General features: G+C 68.6%; 15 protein-coding genes. 10 read left to right on the top strand and 5 right to left on the bottom strand.

What is annotated here, in order from left to right:
• Nucleotides 1–202 precede the first annotated feature (202 nt).
• A complete protein-coding gene (locus ACFCV3_RS17890) occupies nucleotides 203–1,585 on the top strand; it encodes a restriction endonuclease (RefSeq protein WP_376031093.1) in 1,383 nt (460 codons plus the stop codon).
• On the opposite strand, the gene ACFCV3_RS17885 is transcribed toward ACFCV3_RS17890, so the two are convergent.
• Nucleotides 1,578–2,507: a DUF6454 family protein gene (locus tag ACFCV3_RS17885; RefSeq protein WP_376031092.1), complete on the bottom strand. Its 930-nt coding sequence runs from the start codon at nucleotides 2,505–2,507 to the stop codon at nucleotides 1,578–1,580. The two genes, ACFCV3_RS17890 and ACFCV3_RS17885, sit on opposite strands and share 8 nt — an antisense overlap.
• Before the next feature lie 53 nt (nucleotides 2,508–2,560).
• Here ACFCV3_RS17885 and ACFCV3_RS17880 point away from each other — a divergent pair, with 53 nt between their 5' ends.
• The 3 genes from ACFCV3_RS17880 to ACFCV3_RS17870 all read left to right on the top strand — a co-directional run bounded on the left by ACFCV3_RS17880 (nucleotide 2,561) and on the right by ACFCV3_RS17870 (nucleotide 4,452).
• Nucleotides 2,561–3,181, top strand: a complete 621-nt coding sequence (locus ACFCV3_RS17880; RefSeq protein WP_376031091.1) for an SIMPL domain-containing protein — start codon at nucleotides 2,561–2,563, stop codon at nucleotides 3,179–3,181.
• Nucleotides 3,182–3,257: 76 nt separating this feature from the next.
• Nucleotides 3,258–4,043 carry a metallophosphoesterase gene (locus tag ACFCV3_RS17875; RefSeq protein WP_376031090.1) on the top strand — a complete coding sequence of 262 codons (786 nt, stop codon included), beginning with the start codon at nucleotides 3,258–3,260 and terminating at the stop codon, nucleotides 4,041–4,043.
• A gap of 37 nt (nucleotides 4,044–4,080) precedes the next feature.
• On the top strand, nucleotides 4,081–4,452 hold the full coding sequence (locus ACFCV3_RS17870; protein WP_376031089.1) for a DUF427 domain-containing protein: 372 nt from the start codon (nucleotides 4,081–4,083) through the stop codon (nucleotides 4,450–4,452).
• Here ACFCV3_RS17870 and ACFCV3_RS17865 read toward each other — a convergent pair.
• Nucleotides 4,439–5,224: an alpha/beta fold hydrolase gene (locus ACFCV3_RS17865; RefSeq protein ID WP_376031088.1), complete on the bottom strand. Its 786-nt coding sequence runs from the start codon at nucleotides 5,222–5,224 to the stop codon at nucleotides 4,439–4,441. The two genes, ACFCV3_RS17870 and ACFCV3_RS17865, sit on opposite strands and share 14 nt — an antisense overlap.
• A 121-nt stretch (nucleotides 5,225–5,345) precedes the next feature.
• On the opposite strand from ACFCV3_RS17865, the gene ACFCV3_RS17860 reads away from it, so the two are divergent.
• The 3 genes from ACFCV3_RS17860 to ACFCV3_RS17850 all read left to right on the top strand — a co-directional run bounded on the left by ACFCV3_RS17860 (nucleotide 5,346) and on the right by ACFCV3_RS17850 (nucleotide 10,157).
• The gene (locus tag ACFCV3_RS17860; RefSeq protein WP_376031087.1) at nucleotides 5,346–6,122 is read left to right on the top strand and encodes a GNAT family N-acetyltransferase; all 777 of its coding nucleotides are present in this window, start codon (nucleotides 5,346–5,348) and stop codon (nucleotides 6,120–6,122) included.
• 44 nt (nucleotides 6,123–6,166) lie between these two features.
• Nucleotides 6,167–8,455 (top strand): helicase-associated domain-containing protein, encoded by a 2,289-nt coding sequence (locus tag ACFCV3_RS17855; RefSeq protein WP_376031086.1) that lies wholly within the window; start codon nucleotides 6,167–6,169, stop codon nucleotides 8,453–8,455.
• A 61-nt stretch (nucleotides 8,456–8,516) separates the two neighbouring features.
• The gene (locus ACFCV3_RS17850) at nucleotides 8,517–10,157 is read left to right on the top strand and encodes a DNA repair helicase XPB (protein ID WP_376031085.1); all 1,641 of its coding nucleotides are present in this window, start codon (nucleotides 8,517–8,519) and stop codon (nucleotides 10,155–10,157) included.
• 2 nt (nucleotides 10,158–10,159) lie between these two features.
• Here the strand turns inward: ACFCV3_RS17850 and ACFCV3_RS17845 are convergent, their stop codons facing one another.
• The gene (locus ACFCV3_RS17845) at nucleotides 10,160–10,816 is read right to left on the bottom strand and encodes a response regulator (RefSeq protein WP_376031084.1); all 657 of its coding nucleotides are present in this window, start codon (nucleotides 10,814–10,816) and stop codon (nucleotides 10,160–10,162) included.
• A gap of 1 nt (nucleotide 10,817) precedes the next feature.
• Nucleotides 10,818–13,148, bottom strand: coding sequence for a sensor histidine kinase (locus ACFCV3_RS17840; RefSeq protein ID WP_376031083.1), 2,331 nt, complete (start codon nucleotides 13,146–13,148; stop codon nucleotides 10,818–10,820).
• Nucleotides 13,149–13,320: 172 nt separating this feature from the next.
• On the opposite strand from ACFCV3_RS17840, the gene ACFCV3_RS17835 reads away from it, so the two are divergent.
• The 3 genes from ACFCV3_RS17835 to ACFCV3_RS17825 all read left to right on the top strand — a co-directional run bounded on the left by ACFCV3_RS17835 (nucleotide 13,321) and on the right by ACFCV3_RS17825 (nucleotide 14,983).
• Complete coding sequence (locus ACFCV3_RS17835) at nucleotides 13,321–13,869, top strand: peptidoglycan-binding protein (RefSeq protein WP_376031082.1); 549 nt, start codon at nucleotides 13,321–13,323, stop codon at nucleotides 13,867–13,869.
• Nucleotides 13,870–13,898: 29 nt separating this feature from the next.
• Nucleotides 13,899–14,432, top strand: coding sequence for a hypothetical protein (locus tag ACFCV3_RS17830; protein WP_376031081.1), 534 nt, complete (start codon nucleotides 13,899–13,901; stop codon nucleotides 14,430–14,432).
• Nucleotides 14,433–14,500: 68 nt separating this feature from the next.
• Entirely contained in the window at nucleotides 14,501–14,983 is a 483-nt protein-coding gene (locus ACFCV3_RS17825; protein ID WP_376031080.1) for a hypothetical protein, read from the top strand.
• Here the strand turns inward: ACFCV3_RS17825 and ACFCV3_RS17820 are convergent, their stop codons facing one another.
• A complete protein-coding gene (locus ACFCV3_RS17820) occupies nucleotides 14,984–15,685 on the bottom strand; it encodes a FadR/GntR family transcriptional regulator (RefSeq protein ID WP_376031079.1) in 702 nt (233 codons plus the stop codon). It lies immediately after the preceding gene.
• Nucleotides 15,686–15,689 lie beyond the last annotated feature (4 nt).

Raw genomic sequence — 15,689 nt, 5'->3', positions numbered from 1 at the left:
GCAGCTGCACGTGCGGCAGGAAACAGGGGGTGGACGGCAAGCAATGTCCTTGCCAACTCTCCGTCACATCGGTCGCGCTGAGTCATTGGACCGTTACAGTGGACGGGAGAGGTGTGAGGCGATGGGCCGATCCGCCGAAGGTCAGCACCGCAGCGACCGTCCGCCCGGACGTACCGCCGAAGCGGCACAACGGACCGCTGCGGTGAGCGAACGCGTCCGGGACCTGGGCAACGTCCTGGCGAGCACACTGGCGATCGATGTGCACGGCACCGATCTGCAGACGCTCAAACGCGCACCCCGGCGCGCCCCGCCCGCCGTACCGGCAGCAGATCTGACAGCGCGTCCCGGACCCGTCTGGGACGCGTTCCTGCCCCAGGAGCCCGGACGGTTCCGCTGGTGGGGAGCCGAGCGCCGGTATGCGCGGCGGCTGGCCGCGGCCGAGGACCGGTTCGCGGAGGCGATCGAGCGGCACCGCGCCGCCGAGGAGAGCCGCCGCGACCGCGTGACTCGTGCTCAGCGAGAACAGGTCGAGCAGCAGCGCCGGCTGGACGACGCCACCGCTGAGCAGCACGCTCGCGTCGATGCGTACCAGCGCGCAGTGGAGAGTCATGACCGTGCTGCGGTGACCCGGTACTTCACCAAGGCACTGGAGCGAGTGACCGAGCCCCTGGACTTCCCACGCCGACGCCGGGTCGGCTACGTGCCCGAGTCCACGTTGCTGGCGATCGAATGGGACCTGCCGGACATGAGCGTCGTACCGAAGGAGGCGTCGTACCGGTACGACCGCGCGGCGGACGCGGTGGTCGCCGTACCGCGGCCGGAGAAGGAGGTGCGGCTGCTCTACCAGCAGCTGGTCGCTCAGCTCGCACTGCGCGCACTGCACCTCGTCTTCGGCAGTGATCGGTACGGCGTCGTCGACACCGTGGTCTTCAACGGGATGGTCGAGTCGGTGGACCTACCGACCGGGCAGACCGTGCGGCCGTGCCTGATCACGTTGCGGGCAACACGTGAGCAGTTCCAGGCGCTGGTGCTCGACCAGCTCGACCCAGTCGCTTGTGTACGCCACTACTTCGCCGCTGAGGTCTCACGGCACCCAGAGGAGCTGCAGCCGGTCGAGCCGGTGCTGGACTTCGACCTGGCCGACCCGCGCACGGTCGAGCCGATCGACGTCCTCAGCGAGATCGACAGCCGACCGAACCTGCTGGACCTCAGCCCCGAGTCCTTCGAGCACCTGGTCCAGAACCTCCTCACCCGCATGGGCTTGGAGACGCGCCTGTTCCGGCTGGGCACCGACGGCGGCATCGACTGCGTCGCCTACGACCCGCGCCCCATCACGGGCGGCAAGTTCGTCGTCCAGGCCAAGCTCTGGACCCGCACTGTCCCGCCCTCCGCCGTCCGCGACCTCTTCGGCACCGTCCTCGACGCAGGCGCCACCAAAGGCATCCTCATCACCACCAGCGGCTTCGGCCCCACCAGCTACCAGTTCGCCACCGGCAAACCCCTCCAACTGATCGACGGCACTGCCCTGCTCGCCCTGTGCCACCTCCACAACATCCCGGCCCGCATCATCCCCAGAGCTAGCTGATGGGTGACTCGTAGATCTGGATCTCGGTGCCAGTGGGGTCTTCGCCGTCATCGGGGGCCGTGTAGAGGCGGAGCTTGTCCTGAGTGGTTTCCAGGGCTACTGGGTTGCGGGTGGCGTTGCGGCCGGTGGGAGAGAAGTAGGGGAAGGGGATCTCGTGCAGGATGCGGTTGGTGCGGAGGTCCAGGAGTGCGAGGCCGCCCAGGTCGTAGGAGCCCTTGGGACCGGGGAGACTAGTGACACCGCCGCAGAGCTGCTTACCGCGGGACACGTAGTCGCAGTCCTGATAGTCGAGCAGATGGCTCTCGTTGGCGACGCGATCGAGGCGGTGGCCGGTGGGAGTCCACTTGTAGAGAGTGCGCGAGCCCCAGCTGACGCCGTGAACCAGTCCGGTGGTGCGGTCGCGGACTACCCCACCGACGTGGTCGTTGGCGCGGAACCGCTCGGTGACGCGGTAGGTCTTCGGGTCGACTGTGTACACGATCGCCCGCGAGTTGGGCCGGTACTCCGCGACCGGGATCCACACATCACGGCCGTCGAAGTCGATACCGCCCGGGTGGTACGCCGTACCTTCGCCAAGGCGGATGTCCTTCTTCAGGTTGCCCTGCCGGTCCAGGACGAACAGGTGCCCGATGCCTTTACCCGGTGAGCGGTCGTAGCCGTCGACCGGCACCGGGTACTTCACCGGCGGCTCCAGGACCTCGACACTCGACAAGAAGATCAGATCGCCGACCAGCGCGAAGCCCTGCGGGTGGTATGTCGGGAAGCGCAGCGGGATGCGTGCGACCTGGGTCCACGCGGTACTGCGATTGGTGGCGGCGAACGCCCGGGTGACGTCGGCGTCCCGTCCGGTGGCTTCGGCAGTGCTGAGGCCGGTGAGCAGGAGACCGGCGAGCACGGTGACAGTGACGATTCGGCTACGCATGACACCAGCTGAGCAGACTGCGGTGCCTTGCGGGAAGTGTCAGACTAACTGCCATGGAAACTGGGGTAACGGTTGTCGGATCAGGTCAGGTCAGCACGGCGCCCGACGTACTTCGGGTGTCCTTGAGTGTCGAGCACGTCGCGCCGGACGTGGCCGCAGCGGTCGCGCAGGTGGCCGAGCGCTCGGATGCGGTGATTGCAGCTTTGCGCGAGCAGGGCGTGGATGCGTCCGATATCGCCACGACGATGGTGAACGTCTATCAGGAGTACCGCGAGCCGGGGACCGCAGCGGCGTACCGGGGCTCGCACCAGCTGACCGTCACCACTCGGGACCTCACTGGCTTCGGGACTCTGCTCAACGCAGCTGTGGACGCAGCCGGCAACGCTCTGGGCCTGCAGTCGCTGCAGTTCGACGTACAGGACAAGTCCGCCCTGCTGGCTCGCGCTCGGGAGCTGGCCTTCCGCCAGGCCGAGGAGAAGGGCACCGCGCTCGCCGCGCTGGCCAAGTACTCGCTCGGCTCGGTCACTGCGATCAGCGAGTCCTACAGCCACGCCCCCATCCGCGAGGTGGCCCTGGCCGGCGCCGCCAAGGCCTTCGACGCCGCCGCCATCAACATCACCCCCGGCGACCACTCCGTCGAGGTATCGCTCGAAGTCCACTTCTCCTGGGCGTGAGACGGCGAGTCATGGGTCACCTGGTCAACCGGGGAGCGACTACTCTCACCGCATGCTTGGTAGCAACGGGGGTGACATGACACGGGTTTTCGCCGTCAGCGACATCCATGGGCATCCGGAGAAGCTGAAGGGGTCTTTGCTGGCGGCGGGGCTGGCAGATGCCGAGGGCAACTGGTCCGGCATGGACGCGCGGCTGTGGGTGCTCGGTGACTTCTTCGACCGCGGCCCGGACGGGATCGGCGCGCTGCGCTACGTCCGTGGTCTGGTCGAGCAGGCACCGGCCGGTGCGGTCAACGTGCTGCTCGGCAACCACGAGATCCTCGCCCTGGGGATGCGCAAGTTCGGCGGCACCTTCGTTCCGCACGAGGGCATCACCAGCCGCAGCTTCGAGCGCTCCTGGGCACTGAACGGCGGCCAGGACCGCGACCAGGAGCTGTTCACCGACGACGACGCCGCCTGGCTGCTCGAGCAGCCGCTGCTCGCCCTGGACGCCGACCACCTGCTGATGCACTCCGACACGGCGGAGTACGTCGAGTGGGGTGACACTCTCGACCAGATCAACACCCGCGCCCGCACCGACCTGCACAACGACGACATCGTGGTCTGGTGGGAGATCTGGCGCCGGATGACGTCGCGCTACGCGTTCCGCGGTGAGAGCGGTCCGGAGGTGGCCCGGATCATGCTCCAGGCCCTCGGCGGCCGGCGGATCGTGCACGGCCACAGCATCGTCGCCGACATGCTGCACATCTCCCCCGAGTTCCTCACCGGCCCGCACCTGTACGCCGACGGCCTGGTGCTCGGTATCGACGGCGGCGCCTTCGACGGTGGTCCCTGCCTGGTCGTGGAGCTTGAACAGCCGTAGGGGAATGCGATCGGTCGGCCGGTGGTTGGCCTGGGTTATGGCGCAGAAGAAGATCCCAGGCCCGGACCACCCGATCACAGTGGCGAAGAACCCGGACCGAGTGGTGGTGAAGCTCGGTGACCAGGTGCTCGCGGACACCCGTGACGCGCTGTCCCTGCAGGAGTCGACCTACCCGGCGGTGCAGTACATCCCCCGGGACGACGTCGACTTCACGCTGCTCGAGCGCACCGAGCACTCGACGTACTGCCCGTACAAGGGCGACGCGTCGTACTACAGCATCCTGCCCGCGGGCGAGACCGGTGTGAACGCGGTCTGGACGTACGAGCAGCCGTACGACGCGGTCGCCGACATCCGCGACCACGTGGCGTTCTACGCGGACAAGGTGTCGATCGAGATCATCGTCGACTGACACTGCCCTGCAGGAACGACCGCAGCACGGGTGCGAGGAACTCCGGCGGTACGACGTGGTTCTGGTCGGCGAGTTCGATCAGCGCGGCCGCCCGGAGTTGCTTCACGACCTGGTAGCCCGCGTCGATCATGAACGGCGGTGAGGCGGTGCCGACCAGCACCAGAGCCGGCTGGGCGATCTTCGCCAGCAACTCGACCGGCAACCGCCCACCGGGAGCGCCGTAGTCCATCACGGCGAAGTCGTACGCGAGTGTCGGCGCCAGCTCGGCGACACCGGGCGCAGCGGCGAACTCGACAGCCTCGGCCGTCGGCAGGCCGGCCATCAGGAGGAAGTGCTCGACCGCCTCCTGGTTGCGCCCCTCCCGCAGCAGCTCGAGAACCTGCGCACCGTCCTCGCTGGAGTCGACGTCGTCCGGTCCGTACGGCGGCTCGTGCAGCACCACCTTGGTGAACGGAAGCCCGCTGCTCGCGGCGACCGCCGCCAGCCCAGCACCGGACGAGTGCCCGTAGATCGCTGCCCGGCCCCCGATCGCGGTCAGGAGCGCCGCGATGTCCTCCACCTCACGCTCCACCGCGTACGGCGTCTTGTCGCCGGAGTCACCGCGGCCACGCCGGTCATAGGTGATCAGGTCGAACTCACCGGCCAGCGCGAGTGCCACCGGCTTGAGCGCGTTCCGGTCGCACAGTGCGCCCGGCACCAGGATCACCGGTTCCCCGCTGCCCAGTCGCTCGTAGGCGATCGCCGTACCGTCCGCAGACGTCACATGCTCCATCGAAGTCCTCCTGCTCGTCGTCTCTACCCCTAGGTCGAAGCCGGCCGGCAGGACTCGACATGCGGCCCGGTGGCGAGTTATTGCATGGCGCTGCTCCCGGAGCGGTGGTTCACTGCGTGCCGTGATCACTAGCGTTGACGAGTACCTGCATGCGGCTCCGCTCTCTGGCTCCGACCCCGAGGAGGTCGGTCCGTTCACGCTGTTCCGCAGTACGACGATCTGGCCGTACTACGCGCGTCCCCGCGCCGGTGTGACCGTCGAGCCGGCAGATGTCGAGGCAGTGCGAGCCCGGTGCGCCGAACTGGACCTGCCACTGAACTTCGAGTGGGTCGTCGAGGCCTGCCCGTCGCTGGGTCCTGCCGCGGCTGCGGCCGGGCTGACGGTGATCGAGCACCCACTGCTGGTAATGGACCGGGCGGACTTCAAGCCGGTGACGGTGGACGCACGGGTCGAGATTCTGCCGGCCGATGCCGCTCTGGTCCGAGAGAGCCGGGCTGTTCAGCACCTGGCCTTCGGCGACCCCGGGACCGCAGTAGGCGCCGGCGGCCCAGCTGAGCGGGACGCTGCGGCAGCCGAGCTCTCCGACAAGCTCATCGCGGGAGTGACGGGTCGGATCAGCCGCGGCGTGACCGTGTCGGCCGGAGCGTTCACCGACGACGGCATGGTCGCCACCGGCCAGCACCAGCCAGTCGGGACGGCCTCGGAGATCGTGGGGGTCGCCACGCTGCCCTCGATGCGGCGGCGCGGTCTGGCGGCCGCAGTGACCTCAGCACTCACCGAGCACGCCTTCGCCAACGGTGTGGAGCTGCTTCTGCTCTCGGCGGAGAACGACGCAGTGGCAGCCGTCTACGAGCGCGTCGGCTTCCGCCGGATCGGGTTCGCCGGGGCCGCGGAGTGACATGCGGTTAGTGATCGGGTCGGATGCGCCGTACCGTTGGAGGGATGACCACGTCCGAGCGCTACCGCCCACGCACCCTCGCCGAGGCGCTGCGTAGTTGGGACGACGCTGCCCTCGGGACGTTGCTCCAGCACCGGCCCGATCTGGCGATGCCGCTCCCGGCCGACACGAGTCAGCTGGCAGCTCGGGCCACCACGAACGCCTCGGCAGCGCGGGCGATCAATCGGCTCGACGAGTTCGGTGTGGACCTGTTGGAGGCGCTGTCGGCGCTACCGGAGCCCGTCAACCTGGCCGACCTGGCAGCCGGCGTCGACCAGCCGGTGGAGATCGTTCAGCCTCGGGTGGCCGAGTTGCTGGACCTGGCGCTGGTGTGGGGTACCGAGGACGACCTGCGGCCGATCCGGGCCGTCCACGAGCTGCTCGGTCCGACGCCCGCAGGTCTGGGCCCGATCACCACGCGGCACTTCGGCGACCTGGACAAGCTGATCGCCGATGCCGGACCGGAAGCGCGTGAGGTGCTCGACAAGCTCACCTGGGGTCCCCCGACCGGATCGGTCGAGAAGGCCGAGCGTCCGGTGACCATCGCGTCCGCACGGACCCCGGTGGAGCGGTTGCTCGCCCGCGGTCTCGTCGTACCGCGTGATCCGAACACGGTGGTCCTGCCACGTCAGATCGGTTTGCACCTGCGCGGCGGGCGTGTGCTCGCGTCGACCCGGCCCACACCGCCGCCGCTGGACGGCAAGGCGGTCACAGCCTCGATCGTCGACCGGGCAGCGGCCGGGGCGGCGCTGGACCTGGTGCGTCAGGTCGACCGGGCCCTGGAGCAGCTTGGACTCGAGCCACCGCCGGTACTGCGGACTGGCGGCATCGGCGTCCGGGAATTGCGCAGCCTGGCCGGGAAGATCGGTGCGGAGGAATCCGCCACCGGAGCCGTGCTCGAAATCGCGTACGCTGCCGGACTGGTCGCTGCCGTCGAGGTCGGGACCAACGAGCTCTGGCTCCCGACCAACGCGTACGACGACTGGCTCGAGCTGGATCTTGCCCATCGCTGGGCCCAGCTCGTGACCGCCTGGTTCGGTGGGCTGCGAGCAATCGGTCTGATCGGTCGCCGCGACTCAGGCGGTTCGACAGCTGCCGCGCGCGAGCGGCTCATCAACGCGCTGGCACCGGACCTGGAGCGTTTGCTGGCTCCTGAGGTCCGGGTGCTGACTCTGAACGCACTGGGCGAGACTCCGGCAGGTATCGCACCCGCCACGCATTCGGTGGTGACCTGGGTGGCCTGGCATCGCCCGCGCCGCGGTGGGCAGTTCCGGGACGAGCTGGTCGAGTGGGCGATCAACGAAGCTGCCCTGCTCGGACTGACTGGGCTGGGTGCGTTGGCAACGCACGGGCGACCGCTGCTTGAGCAGGAGCCGACAGTCGACGCGCTGGCCAAGGCAATCAGCCCGCTGGTGCCAGAGCCGGTGTCAGAGATCCTCCTGCAGGCGGACCTGACCGCAGTGGCTCCTGGCCCGCTGGTGCGATCCGTGCAGGACGACCTGTCCGCCATGGCGGATGTCGAGTCGCAGGGCGGCGCTGCGGTCTACCGCTTCAGCGAAGGCTCAGTACGGCGTGCCTTCGACCTCGGGCGGACTGCCGACCAAATGCACAAGTGGCTGGCCGACCACTCGCGCACACCGGTCCCTCAGCCGCTGACCTACTTGATCGACGACGTTGCCCGACGGCACGGCGTACTGCGATTGGGTACGGCGTCGACGTACCTGCGGTGCGATGACGAGGACGTGCTCACCCACCTGATCAGTTCGAACCTGCCCGGTGTCCGCTTCCGCCGGCTGGCACCGACCGTGGTCGTGTCGCCCTCACCGCCGGACGTCGTGCTCAGCCGACTGCGTGATGCCGGACTGGCTCCACTGGCCGAGACCTTCGACGGCGTGGTGCACGTGAGCACTGCTACGACTCGACGGGGTGATCCGCCACGTCGCCGTACCAGCCGGGACTTCGCCGACAGCGCGGTAGACCTCACCGAGGACCAGGTGAAGGCCGTCATCGAGAAGGTCCGCGCCGGCGACCGCCTGGCCGCGGACCGTCCGGCCGACGACGTCGCTTCCGAGCCCACGGCTCCCGCCGAAACTATCGCCGTCCTCACCAACGCTGCCGAGGCGCACTCCCGCACCTGGATCTCGTACGTCGACCACAACGGCACGGCCTCCGAGCGCATCGTCGAGCCGACCCGGGTGGCCGACGGCTGGCTCACCGCCTATGACCCCAGCACCAACCAGCCTCACACGTACGCCCTGCACCGCATCTCCAGCGCCCGCGCAGTCGAAGGCTGACCAGCGGTTTGGCGGGGAGGGGCACAATGGAGGGTCGGGCATCGAGCGTGGGGAGTAACGGGTGACGGACGGGCCGTTGATCGTGCAGTCGGACAAGACTCTGCTGTTGGAGACTGCACATCCGGATTCTGGGGAGTGCCGGAAGGCTATTGCGCCGTTCTCCGAATTGGAGCGCGCTCCTGAGCATGTGCACACCTACCGGCTGACTCCGCTCGGCCTGTGGAACGCACGGGCGGCCGGGCACGACGCCGAGCAGGTGATCGACGTACTGCTGCGCTTCAGCCGCTACCCGGTGCCGCACTCGCTGCTGGTGGACATTGCCGAGACGCTGGATCGGTACGGTCGGTTGCGGCTGGAGAAGCACCCGCAGCACGGACTGGTGCTGGTGACGACCGACCGGCCGGTGCTGGAGGAGGTGCTGCGCTCGGCGAAGGTGAAGCCGATGCTGGGCGCCCGGATCGACGACGACACCGTGCTGGTGCACCCGTCGGAGCGCGGTCACCTCAAGCAGACACTGCTGAAGCTCGGCTGGCCGGCGGAGGACCTCGCCGGGTACGTCGACGGTGAGGCGCACCAGATCGAGCTGGTGAAGGACGGTTGGGAGCTACGGCCGTACCAGGAGCAGGCGGTCGAGTCGTTCTGGCACGGTGGCTCGGGCGTCGTCGTACTGCCGTGTGGCGCCGGTAAGACGATCGTCGGAGCTGCCGCGATGGCACAGGCTTCGGCCACCACGCTGATCCTGGTCACCAACACGGTGTCCGCGCGGCAGTGGAAGGACGAGCTGCTCAAGCGCACCAGCCTGACCGAGGACGAGATCGGCGAGTACTCCGGTGCCCGCAAGGAGATCCGGCCGGTGACGATCGCGACGTACCAGGTGATGACCACCCGCCGGAAGGGCGTCTACACCCACCTGGAGTTGTTCGACGCGCGCGACTGGGGCCTGATCGTGTACGACGAGGTGCACCTGCTGCCCGCACCGATCTTCCGGATGACCGCCGACCTGCAGACCCGCCGGCGGATCGGTCTGACCGCCACCCTGGTCCGTGAGGACGGTCGTGAGGGTGACGTGTTCTCACTGATCGGCCCGAAGCGGTACGACGCTCCCTGGAAGGACATCGAGGCGCAGGGCTGGATCGCCCCGGCCGACTGCATCGAGGTCCGGGTGGACCTGGAGCAGACCGAGCGGTTCGTTTACGCGACCGCCGAGCCCGAGGACCGCTACCGCCTGGCTGCGTCGACACCGGCCAAGTCCCGTCTGGTCAAGCGCATCGCCGAGCACCACGACGGCGAGCCACTGCTGGTGATCGGCCAGTACATCGACCAGCTGGACGAGCTCGGCGAGCGGCTGAACTGCCCGGTCATCAAAGGCGAGACCACGGTCAAGGAGCGGCAGCGTCTGTTCAACGCCTTCCGCACCGGCGAGATCAACCGCCTGGTCGTCAGCAAGGTCGCGAACTTCTCCATCGACCTCCCCGAGGCCTCCGTGGCCATCCAGGTCTCCGGCACCTTCGGCTCCCGCCAGGAAGAGGCCCAGCGTCTCGGCCGCGTCCTCCGCCCCAAGGGCGACGGCCGTACCGCCCGCTTCTACTCCATCGTCGCCCGCGACACCATCGACGCCGAGTTCGCCGCCCACCGGCAGCGCTTCCTCGCCGAACAGGGCTACGCCTACACCATCGTCGACGCGGAGAACCTGTTCGCCTGAGCTCAGAGGTCGTCGACGTCGACCAGGCCGTCCTGGACGGCGCGGGCGACCAGGCTGGCCTTGGTCCGCGCCGGGCGGCCGACGTTGGCGTACTTGATCCGCACCCGGTCCAGGTACGAGTTGACCGTCCGGATGGAGATGCCGAGGCGCTGCGCGACCAGCTCCTTGGACTCCGACTGGAACCACTCGATGAGGACGTTCTCCTCGCGCACCGACAGCTGCGGGCGGTCGGGCCGAGCGTTCGTTCCCAGAGCGCCGGCCAGGGCAGGCGGCATGTAGGGCCGGTCATCGGCGGCCGCGAGTGTCGCCTCGACCAGATGCTGCTGGCCTTCGCTCTTGGTCAGGAAGGTCGCCGCTCCCAGGTCCAAGCAGTTGAGCGCTGTCTTGTCGTCGTCCCGCATCGAATAGACGACCACCTGCCGACCGGCATCGACCAGTCTGCGCAGACTGCTGAAGGCTGGACCGCCCTGGCCCAGCTGCAGATCGAGTACGACGACATCTGCCGAACTGCCCGGCTCGGTCCACGCCTCGCGGACGGAGTCACCGGCCGCGACCACCGTGATGGGTCGTGGTGATGCGGCGTACCAGGCCTCGATTCCGGCCAGGATCGCCGGATGGTCGTCGACCACGACCACACTGACAGGTCCGCTGTCACTCATGTCAGGTCACTCCCGCTACCGCCAGCTGTCTCCAGCTGGCTTCCACCCACACACTTGCGCCGCGCGTCGTCCTGGCCACAGTCACCTGTGCGTCCGTGGCCTGACCGTCCGCTTCAGCGGTCTGTCGAGTGGCGCCATCCTCGCTGACCACGCTCACCCGTACGGCGCCGGGTGTCCACACGACTGTCACGCGAGCCGTCGAGCGGGTCCGGCCGAGAGTGACGGCCACCGGGTCCACCAGCTCCCGCCGTACTGCAACCGGCACCTCAGCCGGCCGGCCCCGGACTGCCAGGCTCACTGTCACCCCTTGGTGCTCGGCCACCTCGACACAGGCCCGCACCTCGTTCAGCAACGCGTCGGAGACAGCATCGCTTTCGGCGAACAAGCGACGCATCCGGGCCGCTTCCACACCGCAGCGCAGCCGGACCTCCTCGTCGTGCGGACTCAGTACGCCGTGTCCGAGGCCGACGAGCAGCGGCACGGTCGTCGCCGTCAGCGCGCGGTACCGGTCCTTGTGATCACGCTGCATGTCCTCCTGGATGCGTTCTCGGGTCCGCAGTTCCTCCTCCTGCTCAGCCGCGATCCCAGCGGCCGGTGCGGTGCCGTGGAGCAGCCGGGTCAGGAGGAAGCCGAGCGAGAGCTGGAGCCCACAGTCGGAGATCGCACGGATGCCCAGGCCGGCCGCCTCTGCGGCGGTTGGCGTCCCTGCCAGGAGCACCGTGATCGCAGTGATTGCGACATGCGCTCCGAGGAACGCTGCGAACACCCTGATGCGCAGGTCTGCCAGCAGGAACAACGCATACCAGCCGACCAGCCCGAACGCCCAGTCCGCCGGACCTGTCAGCAGCTCCGGCGGCAGTGTGAACGCACTGACCATCGAAACGGCCAGCACCGCACCGAGGCTGCACCAACGCACCGTCGGCGGAATCTGCCGACCACGTAGCAAGAACGGCGCGCCGATCGCCGCAATGGCCGCAAGGCAACAGAAGGCCGCCGTCTGCGGCCAGGCCGGGCGATAGACATCCTGGTGCGACGTGAGTAGGTGCAGCGAGAAGGTGAACTGCGAGAACAGGCTGATCAGCAGCGCGGCCAGTTGTGCCCCGTGCAGCAACTGCGTGCGGATCAGCAGGACGAGAGCCGTGCGCGCCCGGGACCGCGATGGTTGCGGCACATCTGCTGCCGGCGGCTGTGCCGAGGCATGCCAGCGCCACTGCACGCGCGTTCCGTTGCCAGGACTAGAAGCGATGGCAGCGGAGCCACCGACTGCGTGCATCCGCCCGATGATTGAGCCTTTGATGCCCCGGCGCCGCAGGGGCACGGACTCGGGATCGAAGCCTCGCCCTGCGTCGGTCAGTTCGGCAACGACGCCGTCATCCGCACGCCAGGCCCGCAGCTCGGCTTCCTGCACCCCGGCATGGCGGGACACATTGGCGACCGCCTCGCGAACCCCGTTGAAGATCGCGAGCGCAGGACCTGACGGAATCACCAGCGGGCCGTCGATCGCGGTCGTCAGCCGCACCCTGGCCGGCCCCTCACCGTCGGGCACGCACGCGAGCAGCGCCGCGAGATCGACGCTCCCGGTGCCGAAGGCAGGTACCGCGGACAGCGCCTCCAGATCTTGGCGGGCACGGGCAGGCAGCCAGGACCAGTCCCGTCCATCACCCTGGGAGACCATCAGCAGCGTGGCGCTCGCCGTGTCGTGCAATGTCGCCAGGTACTCGCGCTCGGCTGCTCTCCGCGCAGCGGCGACCTCGGCCTCTCGTCGAGCCGCAGCACTGAGCGCGGCCGACCGATCAGCAGCTCTGGCCCGCGCCCGGACGATGAGGTAGGCGACCCTGGACAGAGCGCCCAGTATGGCGAGCCGCAGCAGGGGCATCACTTCCGGGCCGTGTCCCGACAACACGTCTCCCAGCGTGCAGGCGGCGGCTCCCAACGCGCCCAGCGCAGCACCGGCCCACGGACGCGTCGCCCACTCGGGCTGGAAGGTAATGATGCAGATGCCGATGATCGCCTCGACCATCAGCTCCGCGACATCGCCGCCGAGCACCGGCTGCGACAGGCCAGTCAGTACCACCACGGACCCGTCCACCGTCCACAGCAGCGCCACCATCCCCGGCGCGGCCGACGGGAGCGGGCGGCGCAGCGCATAGAGGCGCACACCGCAGGCAAGAAGTGCGGGCACCAGCAGCGCCGTCGCCAAGGGAATGTCTGCCCGGTCCGCCGACACCAGCCCCAGCGCGCTGCACAGGGCGACCACGCTGGATCGGAGCCAGACGCCGTACCGCTCGATGGTCACATTCAGCAGGCGCTCACTGGAGCCGGGCCTATCCATCGGCTCTCCGTTCCGCGCCCGGCCCACGGAACCAAGGGTAGACCTCGTTGTGGGCCAAACGACCGTCACACTCCGCGACCGGCCGGTACTAGCGTCTTGGTAGTCAGGTGCCGTCGGCAACCAGACGGCCCCACTGCTCGGCCCCCACACCTCTTCGCCCTAAGGAACACGCATGTCTTCGTACAGCATCGGCCGACGGGTCCTGCGGAAAGCCGCAGCCCCGGCTACGGCAATAGCCCTCGCCCTGGGCCTCGGCGTCGCCCTCGCCACGCCCGCAACCGCCAGCGGTACCTACACCGGCAAGCCCTTCGTCTACGGCGACAGCCTGCTGACCAGTGACTGGGACGACGAGGGCATCGTCGACGTCAGGACGCACCGCACCTCCGATGTCACCTGTCTGTGGCAGACCATTCTGTACGCGGACGGGTACCTGCCGGCTTCCGCCGTGGACGGCATCTTCGACGACCAGACGCACGCCGCCACCGTGAACTGGCAGCGCAGCCGCGGGGTGAACCCGGACGGGTCGGTCGACCGGGCGACCTTTGCCCGGGCCGGGCAGCGGATCAGCGACAACGGTTCCGCCGACGGCTACCGCAACGGCCGGTACCAGGGCACGGCCCGCAGCTTCCTCGTTCGCCGGCCGACCGAGGGCGGCAACTGGATGTTCCTCCCGCCCGGCCGGGGCTTCGTCCCGGCTGCCTACAACTGGCGAACCTGCTGACCCCAGCACCCACCCATCAAGGAGCCAAGATGCACACCAGTAGCAAGGTAGTGAGAACGACCACCGCGGCCGCCGCCGCAGTGGTGTTGGGAAGCCTGTTGACGGCAACCCCCGCGGCCGCGCAGACCACGGGCACGACGGGCTGCCCGCAGGAGAACAACTACTCGATCAGCAAGGTCTCGTCGGTGCACAGGGCGAAGGTACGTCTCAAGGACGGGCCCGGTCCGGCCACGGTCACCGTCAAGGTCGAGAAGGAGAGCTCGCTCGGCGCCGATGTCACCGTGGGCGCCGAGGGGTCGGTGGGCGGCGTCGTGGCGTCGGCCAAGGCCTCGATCAGCGCGACCGTCCGCGGCAGCGTCAAGATCACCGTCGGGCACACGGTCTCCAAGAACATTGCCCGGGGCAAGTACCTGAACTCGCACTACGGCTCGTGGGGCAAGAAGTTCGACTACTACCACTACCGGGTCAACCGCGACTGCAGCACGACGTCGCTGGGACGGGGCTACGACCAGTGGGTCCCGACCACCAGCCGGGGCTGGAAGTTCTTCCACTCGTCCCGCTGACCTGACGTACTGACCTGTCGGTGGCGGGCGCCATGCCCGGCGGCCGCCACCGACTACGAGGGGATGCCATGTTCGTCATCAATCGCCGGGCGGCGGCCGCCGCCACCGTGGCTGTCCTGCTGGCAGTGGCCGGCTGCGGCACCGACACCCGTTCCGCAGAGACCACGACGCCAACTGGCACGCCGACGTACCCGACCGACAGTCAGCCGACTGTGGTGTCCCTCCCGCAGTCCGGACCGTGTGACCAGCCGGAGCGGAAGTGCCGCACTCTGCTATCCGCGCCGCCGTCGTCAGGCAACAGCACCATCGGTGAGTTCAAGGCCGACTCTCAGAGCGAGCACTGGGTCTATCTGAACTGCCGCGGCAAGAAGTCGGTCGTGGTCGAGATAGCTCCCGAGCCGACCTTCGAAATCCCCTGCGGCGACGACTGGCCGGGGGTCACCGAGACGCAGAACCAGTTCGAAGCGGGCGCGCTGAAAGACATGGTCCACCGGATCGGCGTGAAGGCGCCCGCCGGTGTGGAGTGGTCCTTGTCCGTGGTGGCGTCCTGACTACGGCTCGACCGTCAGGCGGGTGTGGATGCCGTGGAAGTGCGACTTCATCGAGCGAGCGAAGGCGTCAGGGTCGCCGGACTGCAGTTTGTCGAGCAGATCGCGGTGCCAGGCGGCAGCGTCGGCGGGTGAGTAGCGAGCACCCGGCAGCCGGACGTCGACCTGCGCGAAGGTGCGCCAGAAGACACTGAGCAGGTCGATCACCAACGCGTTGCCCAGCGGCTCGTACAGCGCCTGGTGGAAGGCCCAGTCCTCGTCGGGGAAGTACTGCCCCTCGGCAGCCTTGGCTTCCATCCGGCCGACGATCGGCTCCAGGGCGTCGTACCCGTGCTGGCTGAAGTACGCCACCACGTCATCGGCCAGACCGACCTCCAGTGCCTGGCGGACCTCCAGGACGTTCTGGACGTCGCGGAGGTCTCCGGCCATGGACTGGGACATGCGGAAGGCGAGTCCGTCCTCCAGCGACTGCAGCGACACCTCGCCGACGTAGGTGCCGTAGCCGTGGCGGATCTCGATGATGCCGACCGCCTGCAGCGCCTTCATCGCCTCGCGCAGCGGGTGCCGGCCGACGCCGAGCTGGGCCATCAGGTCCTGTTCGTTCGGCAGCGGGTCGCCTGCCTTCAGGCCGCGCTCGAGGATGTACGACTTCATCTGGTCGCGAATGAAGGTCTGATTCCCCGCTGCACCACGTGGCCTCGTCACTGAC

This window comes from Kribbella sp. NPDC056345 (genome assembly GCF_042262745.1).
In the GTDB taxonomy this organism is placed as follows: domain Bacteria; phylum Actinomycetota; class Actinomycetes; order Propionibacteriales; family Kribbellaceae; genus Kribbella.
Note: the sequence above shows the minus strand (reverse complement) of the source record. Positions and strands in the feature narration are given on the sequence as shown.